The organism is Deltaproteobacteria bacterium, assembly GCA_016931625.1.
In the GTDB taxonomy this organism is placed as follows: Bacteria; Myxococcota; XYA12-FULL-58-9; order XYA12-FULL-58-9; family JAFGEK01; genus JAFGEK01.
The window spans coordinates 1-7,311 of the sequence record JAFGEK010000209.1 but is presented as its reverse complement, the minus strand read 5'-3'; the positions used below and the strand labels follow the sequence as shown (position 1 = coordinate 7,311).

The following is a 7,311-nucleotide window of genomic DNA, read 5'->3' as shown; positions in this document are numbered from 1 at the left end:
TTTAGTCGGCGTTGCACCAAAAGATAATTTCCATTTATTGGTCATTGTTCTTTCTCTCGATGATTGAAAAAATTCCACTAAGCGGAATTCGCAACCAGCTCGGCCTATTATTTAACTCATAACTTACTTCATATAGGGCTTTTTCGATAATATAAACATTAATAAGCGTAAGCAATTCTGTTTGGTCTTTAGGCATAAAACATGCGCCTGCAGCATTTTCAACATAACTTTTTAAAAATGCTCGTGTTACATATTGAGCCCATACTTCCGCCCAAGCACCTATAGATCCACGCGCAACTGAAGTTAGCGCACCATTTTCTAATTCTTCCATCATATTAACAGCAGCAGCATAATAAAAAGAACGAATCATCGAAGCTACATCGCGTATTGGAGAATGCTTTCGTAAACGCTCACTAAGCGGCTTCATCGGCTCACCCTCAAAATCTATGACATAAAAATCTTTGCCTGTATAAAGAACCTGCCCTAAATGATAATCACCATGATTACGAATACGTAGAGCTTTTATTTTTCGTGTTTTAAATTCATCAAATCGATTAAGAATTACTTTTTCACTAGCGATCAAATGATACGCCATACTATGCACTGGCTCAGTTAAATTCATCATATTGCGTTTCAATTGCCTTATTACCTGTTGCATTTGATTTCGCATAGTTTGATACACTGAACGTTGATACATGGCAGTATATGACTCAGGGGTAAAATATTCATTTTCAGTATTTGCAGATAAAGCTAAATGTAATTCGGCGGTTCTTCTACCTAATAATCCTGCCGATTGAGCAAATACCCCTAATAATTCGTAAATAATTTCTAATGGTTCATAATTAATTAAATCAATGATTGATCCTTTAAATACTGGGGCCGGCATAATACCACATCTTGGCAATATTCTTTCAAAATAACGTTTTATTTCTTCGCGTGCATAGCTCCACGCATCTCGGGTATTTGGAATATACTCACTTAATGATGCTAAGGTGCGTACTTTACTATTTTTATCACTATATTCTATCCAACCTGCAACTTTGGGCGTATGTGCAAAATTACATTCTTCTGTTAAGAAACGACTTATTTCTAAATCTGGATTTCTTCCAACACATGATCGACGAAACAATTTGAGTATTAATCGCTCGTTATAAATAATTGATGTATTACTTTGTTCAGAAGTTAATAGCCTATAATTATAATCTTCGTCCTTAATAGGTGCTTCTTTACGTAACCATTTCGTTAAATGAGAATACAGCTTGCTAGTACCAGTTTTTAATGTGTTTTTTCGCTCAAATAGTTGTAATAAAGAATGACAATATTCGTCTGATAATGTTGCATCAATAAGTCGCCCAGATGCTTGTTCTTCTTGCTGTTTCTTCTTATTACTTTTGATGAGTGCAATAATATTAAGTTGTGATTCATCAAGAATACTCTTTGATTCTGACAAATTATAGGTAACCGGCAAATTATAGCTTTCTGTCAAACCGTCATTATAATTAACATCTATTATTAATAATGCTGTCGGTTCATCAAGTGAGCGCCAGTTGATAATATCTACGATATTTGCCGTTTTAATTTTTCTTGCCTTACCTCCAAACCATCTGCGTGTTTGAATATAATTTACAATAATATTTTCAAACGCACGTCTATCTTTTTCATCCCATAGTAATTTTCCTTCATTTATGGATATTTCAGCAAGCTTGGTGGGTACATCTTTTTTTTGGGTGGTTTGTTGTGGATGCTCCAAGAAAAACCAAAATACTGTATGTGGCCCAGGAGTTAAAACAAATGGGGCGTGGCTTATTATAGGGAAATGCACACGTCCAAATAGTTCTATTGGTACATATCCTTCATAATTTAACAAATCTAATTCAACATACTGAGTATAACGTGATAAATTCGCTACCACTAAAATTTTTTCTTCATTATATTCTCGAATAAACGCAAAAACACTATGGTTAGCCGGTTCAAGGATTTGAAAACTACCTCTACCAAAAGCGTGTGATTGTTTTCGTAAAGCAATTAATCTTTTCATCCACCATAAAGGGGATGATAGATTACCCTGCTGAGTTTCAACATTTATACTTTCATATTGGTATTCGGGATCAACGATAACCGGTAGAAACAATCTCTGTGTATTTGCTCGTGAGAAACCCGCATTACGATCAGCACTCCATTGCATAGGAGTACGTACACCATTGCGATCACCTAAATGTACATTATCACCCATACCGATTTCATCACCATAATAAATGATCGGTGTCCCCGGCAGTGAAAATAGCAGCATATTTAATAGTTCAATCTTACGCCGATTATCGTTTAACAATGGTGCTAAACGTCTGCGAATCCCAAGATTTATACGAGCATGTGGATCTTTAGCATACGCTTCATACATATAATCGCGTTCATCATCGGTTACCATTTCGAGGGTCAGCTCATCATGATTACGTAAAAACATTCCCCATTGGCAATTATCCGGAATCGCCGGAGTTTGGGAAAGGATTTCAGTGATGGGAAAGCGGTCTTCCATATGTAATGCCATAAACATCCGTGGCATAATTGGAAAATGATAGGCCATATGACATTTATTGCCACCTTCTAAATAACGTACAGCATCCTCGGGCCATTGATTAGCTTCAGCTAATAACATTCTATCTTCAAAATTTTGATCGACATGTCGACGCAGTTCTTCAAGAAAAGCAAATGTTTCAGCCAAATTTTCGCAATTGGTACCTTCACGCTCGTAAAGATAAGGAACCGCATCAAGGCGTAAACCATCAACGCCCAATCCTAACCAAAAATCAACTACTTTTAAGATTGCTTTTTTAACTGCTTTGTTATCAAAGTTAAGATCTGGCTGATGTGAAAAAAATCTATGCCAAAAGTATGCTTTAGCTATTGGGTCCCATGTCCAATTTGATCTTTCAAAATCCTTAAAAATTATTCGGGCTTCTTGATAAGGTTCAGGAGTATCACTCCAGACATAAAAATTTCGTTCAACGCTATTGGCTTGCGCTTTGCGCGCCCGTTGAAACCATGGATGTTGATCTGATGTATGATTTAATATCAGTTCAGTAATTACTCTAAGTCCGCGATTATGAGCTTCATCTAAAAATTCTTTAAAATCATCTAATGTACCGACATCAGCGTGAACATCACAATAATCAGATATATCATAACCATCATCACGCATCGGTGAAGGATAAAATGGCAAAAGCCATAATGCAGTAACCCCAAGGTCTTGCAAGTACGATAGCTTTTCGGTCAATCCGGCAAAATCACCTATGCCATCACCATTGGCATCATAAAATGAACGAACACGTAATTCGTATAGTATTGCCTCTTTATACCACAAAGGATCTATCGAACTTTTTTTTACTTTTTGCCGAGTAGCCATCTTATGATCTCAATAACAAAAAATGTTTGTCCATATAGGTCTTAATATAATTGAAAGACATCGATTTTTTATTGCACTTTTTCTAATATTGCCATGGGTAACAATTTGAATATATTATATATATTTATCTTATTATCGTTGGTCATTATTATTTGGTCATCTGTTATTATATTACGATACATCCCTTGATAGCTCACATCTGGTAGCTCTAGATATGTCTCCTTCCATATATCAGAATTAACCAAGAAGGACTTATTAGGTAACTTACCCCTAAATAATGATAAAAAATGTCGTGCAACTAATGTAATAATTTTTTTATTACTTGCAGTTCGTGCAAAAGCTATAATTTTTTCACTAAAAATACCCGATGAATTAAGTGGGATATAACTACCGTGCATAAATAATTCGTGATTATTACGTCGCAGATGTAAACCTCGCGCCATGATATACATCTTAATAGTGCCATCTTCTATTGTATCAATGAGTTTTTGAATAATTTTTCTATCATTTTTTAAATAATACAAATCTAAAGCATTTAACTTTTTATGATGTTCATCAAAATTTACTGCCCTGCGATTATCCGGATCTACTAAACATAAATTCCATAATTCATTGCCCTGATAAAAATCAGGAACACCAGGACATGTTATTTTTAAAATAACTTGCGCCAACGAAGCATACATTCCTGCTCTTGCAACAGGCAAAATAAAATCCATAAAAGCTTTAGAAAATACACCATTTTCTATACGATCCAGAGTTCGGTTAATAAAATTAGAAACCGCGTCCTCCCAATTTATATTAGGGCTTACCCAACTAGTGTGCACTTTTGCTTCACGCAAAGCTTTTTGCATATATGTTTGAATGCGATTGACAGTATCTGCATATTCAATATTATCCATCTCATGTAACGGCCAGATGCCCACTAGCGTCTGATATAATAAATATTCTTCATTCGCATCAGGTGCTTTCAATCCATTAATTATACTTTTGTGTTTTGCATTAATGACCATGAATTGTTCTATCGCCTGTGACCATTCTTGGGCTACTTCTGAAAGCATTTGTATTCGAGCGCGAACATCTTCACTACGTTTTGTGTCATGAGTAGTAGTAGTAAGTAATGAATGAGGATAGCTATTTAATCTTGTAATATTAGTATTATGAAACTCTTCGATGCTGATACCTAAAAGGTCTGGATTGCCTCCAACTTCACACTGCGAAGCTAATGGGAAAAAACGATAAAACGCCGTATCTTCAATAGCTTTAGCCATGACCGGCCCGGTAATTTGCTGCAAACGTAAAACAAAATCTTTTCGTATGCTAAGATCGCCTTCAGATAAACCTGCAGGATGTGCTCCAATTAATAAATTATGAATAAACCTAAAGACAGATTCACTTGCTGCCGGATTAGCATTAACTGCTGCAGTTATGGCTTGTCCTATCCATCTACGATCAGATTCGGTTATTACACCATCTGGTCTCTCATATGTACGATAAACTGGAAAATGCGCCAAAATTTCTTCTAATGCTTCTTGTAAACTCTCAAGGGTAAAATCACGTGAGTGTCGGTCTTGTTCAGAAATTCGATCAAGTTGCCGACCTAACATTGCCACCTGACTCGCTAAAGCATATTTAAGAATTAATTGTTTGCAATGATATTCAATATCTTCAAATTGCTGCCATTGACCGGTAAATTGATAATATATATCACGAATATTTTTTGCACCATTAGAATCAATAAATACATTACCAACTGAATTTAAAAAATCATATCCGGTAGTACCATGAATCGGCCAATCTCTTGGAATTTCCTCTCCTTTTGCGAGAATCTTCTCTGCTACAACATATAAATTAGGCTCGATAGCATTGTTATCTCGTTCAATCTTTACACTTTGTTTATCTTCAATAGATAATTCATTCGCAACTGCTGCTTGTAAATTTCGCAAATATTCTGTTGGATCGTATAAACCGTCCACATGATCTAATCTTAGTCCGGTTATACAACCTGATTTTATATATTCAAATATTTTATTATGAACGAGATTAAATACCTTTGGGTCTTCAATTCTAACCGCCGCTAATTCGTTGATATCAAAAAAGCGACGATAATTTATTTCATCTGTTGCTACTCGCCAGTAAGCTAAGCGATAGGCTTGATCATTTAAAATATTATCAAGAAAGTCAAAACTACGAGGTTGCCCTTTAATGCCATTAATTTTCTTTAACGCCTCTGTAAGCGCTTCTTTGACCGGCTTGCATTCTTCAACCAACGCTCCCAACCTTGCTTTAATGACTTCTTTCTCTCTTTTGCGCTCACGTAAACGCTCTTCGTTAGTTTCTTCTCGTGTGGGCAAATATTTTAATGCGGTTTGGATACTTTCAAGCAATGAAACACTTGGTAATGCATTTTCACCATCACCCCTAAGTATATCTATACCAAGATCAATAATTGGTATCCAACTTTTAGGCGCTAAGGGTAACAATAAATCATAATATGCTAAATCAAATGCTCCTTTAATGAATTTTAATTGTAATTCTTGTCTCTCTAATACTAAGCCATATTGGTCTCCAAGAATTGGTAATAATACTTTGCTCATTAAATCAGGCTTAGGTGGATTCCAATCTATATCAAAAACAGAAGCATATGGTGAACTTTGGCCATTTTCTAACACATCTAGCCACATGGCATTTTGCCCGCCAGCTACACACATATGATTGGGTACTATATCAAGCAGTAAGCCCATATTTCGTTTCTTAAGCGAATCGGCTAATGCTTGTAGTTTTGCTTCCCCTCCTAATTCAGGGTTAATGGTTTCTGGATCTATAACATCATATCCATGTCGACTTCCTTTTAATGCTGCAAGAATCGGAGATAAATATACGTCTGTAATACCCAATGCATCTAAGTAATCTAACAAATTCTCTACAGCCACAAAATCAAATTCATGGTGAAGTTGAAGACGATATGTGGAGCATGGAATGCGAAGTCTCATGATATCTCCCGAATAGAAGCTAGTCGTCGCATATAATCATGTGACCAATTAAAATTTATATATGTACTAGCGTTTTTAATCTGTATAAACTCAATAACTAATTTAACTAATTGTCTATCCTCTTAATCACTATGCCTAACTAGTAAATTAAAATTGAGTTTTTCTTTATTTTAAAGACTTAATAACAAGGCAGATAAAAATGCCATTAAAAAACGGCAATTATTGCCAACTAATCGGTTTATGATCTTTAAAAATCAGATACACAAATTTGTTGCAGAAATATTTTCTGATAAGTAAACGAAAAAAATAAATATGCTAAGCAAACCAATCCATAAGCTAAAAAACTAGCAATCACATATTTAAATTTTCAAAAAGATATAAACTGGTTTTCTTGGCAAAATAAAAATGTAAGATTACATCAACTTACTGTTTTTACGCCTCGAGCTTGTAGACCTTTGTCTCCACGAATAACTTCGTATTCAACTGATTGACCTTCAGCAAGAGATTTAAAACCTTCGGCAAGGATTGACGTGAAATGTACAAACACGTCTTCTCCCCCTCCTTCTGGAGTAATGAAACCAAAACCTTTTGCGTCATTGAACCATTTGACAGTGCCACGAGCCATGTTGCTGACTTCCTTGTTACTTACTTCCTTGTTACTTGCTTTTTGCTACAAAAAACCTTCATTCCCCCATTGAGCATTATTTATTAACCCTAAAAGAAAATTTTGTTTTAAAATTATCCGAAAGGTTGCTCAATGTTTCGCCTAATTACAGCAGAATAGACCATGATGCAAGAGATTACATGACTTAAAATTAATTCTTTTCTCTAATTGATGAAGATGAATAAAAACATAAAACAGCACACAAGCTATACAAATTATATCATATATGCATTGTTTTCAATTTTTAGATGTTATTA

Annotated in this window: 3 protein-coding genes; all 3 read right to left on the bottom strand. The window is 35.1% G+C overall.

Translation table 11 applies throughout. The features are described from left to right. Positions 1-34 precede the first annotated feature (34 nt). The 3 genes from treS to JW841_17245 all read right to left on the bottom strand — a co-directional run bounded on the left by treS (position 35) and on the right by JW841_17245 (position 7,015). Entirely contained in the window at positions 35-3,400 is a 3,366-nt protein-coding gene (treS, locus tag JW841_17255; protein MBN1962683.1) for a maltose alpha-D-glucosyltransferase, read from the bottom strand. A 68-nt stretch (positions 3,401-3,468) separates the two neighbouring features. After that, positions 3,469-6,390 (bottom strand): malto-oligosyltrehalose synthase, encoded by a 2,922-nt coding sequence (gene treY / locus JW841_17250; GenBank protein ID MBN1962682.1) that lies wholly within the window; start codon positions 6,388-6,390, stop codon positions 3,469-3,471. A 418-nt stretch (positions 6,391-6,808) separates the two neighbouring features. Further along, positions 6,809-7,015 (bottom strand): cold-shock protein, encoded by a 207-nt coding sequence (locus JW841_17245; GenBank protein MBN1962681.1) that lies wholly within the window; start codon positions 7,013-7,015, stop codon positions 6,809-6,811. Positions 7,016-7,311 lie beyond the last annotated feature (296 nt).

Coding starts and splice junctions, on each gene's coding strand:
- JW841_17245 (MBN1962681.1), bottom strand. CDS start 7,015: ATGGCTCGTGGCACTGTCAAATGGTTCAATGACGCAAAAGGTTTTGGT.
- treS (MBN1962683.1), bottom strand. CDS start 3,400: ATGGCTACTCGGCAAAAAGTAAAAAAAAGTTCGATAGATCCTTTGTGG.
- treY (MBN1962682.1), bottom strand. CDS start 6,390: ATGAGACTTCGCATTCCATGCTCCACATATCGTCTTCAACTTCACCAT.